At 62.7% G+C, this 1,027-nt stretch carries 2 protein-coding genes; both read right to left on the bottom strand.

Going from position 1 to position 1,027, the window contains the following annotated elements:
• Positions 1–504, bottom strand: a 504-nt coding sequence (gene thyA, locus B879_RS23810; protein ID WP_040401537.1) for a thymidylate synthase, incomplete at its 3' end; no start/stop codon positions are given.
• A gap of 34 nt (positions 505–538) precedes the next feature.
• On the bottom strand, positions 539–1,027 hold a 489-nt coding region (locus tag B879_RS23805; protein ID WP_040401536.1), incomplete at its 5' end, for a DUF5808 domain-containing protein.

The following is a 1,027-nucleotide window of genomic DNA, read 5'->3' as shown; positions in this document are numbered from 1 at the left end:
GAGCTGGCAGGAGAGTATGCCGTCGGCCACATAGAACTGGAAGAACGCGTGGCAGGGCGGCAGCGCCATGTTCTGGACCTCGGCGACGTTCCAGGCCGAGACGATGTGCCGGCGTGAATCCGGGTTGCTGCGCAGCGAATCCATGACCTGGGTGATCTGGTCGATGTGGGATCCGTCCGCGGTGGGCCAGGAGCGCCACTGTACCCCGTAGACCGGTCCCAGTTCGCCGTTTTCATCGGCCCACTGATCCCAGATCTTCACCCCGTTCTCACGCAGGTAGGAGGTGTTTGAATCCCCGCGCAGGAACCAGAGCAGTTCCACGGCCACGGACTTGAAGTGCACCCGCTTGGTGGTGATCAGCGGGAAGGATTCGGAGAGGTCAAAGCGCATTTGTCGGCCAAACACACTTGAGGTTCCGGTGCCGGTCCTATCGCCCTTGGCGGTGCCATGGGCCAGGACGTCACGCAGCAGGTCTTCATACGGGGTTTGAACCGTCGGTTGAATCGTCACCGCATCAGTCTAACCGCGGCCCGAGCGATCAGGAGGGGATCAACGCCATGGACAATACAAATGCGCTCATGATCACCACAAAACCGATGGCGATTAATTTTCCCGTGCGGTGTCCCACATTGATGGTGCTGCCGGATCCCATCCCGGAGCGCTGCGGTACCAAGATGGCCGGGTCTGCCGGATCGTTGTAGAGGATCCCCGAGATCCACAGTGCATCTTCGCGTGCCTCGTCGTCGCTGGGTGCCAGACCCAGTTCGGCGGCCCGGGCCCGTCCCCAGCGGGCACCGAGCCAGTACAGCAGCAGGGCCAGCGGCAGTAGCAGCGCGGATCCGATGGCCAAGGGCCACATCGGCATGGAGATACCACCGTGGATCCCGGCGAGGAATCCGTCGCTGACCACAGTGACGATACCGAGTCCGATCAACCCCATGAGCATGGCGGTGGAACGGATCATGGCGATGCGCCCGATACTCTTCCACGCGCTGGCCTCCGGGTCCGATGGCAGCATCGCCCCGAG

The organism is Cecembia lonarensis LW9 (genome assembly GCF_000298295.1).
Classification (GTDB): Bacteria; Bacteroidota; Bacteroidia; order Cytophagales; family Cyclobacteriaceae; genus Cecembia; species Cecembia lonarensis.
The sequence above is the reverse complement of the archived record's forward strand: the minus strand, read 5'-3'. Positions and strand labels throughout refer to the sequence as shown.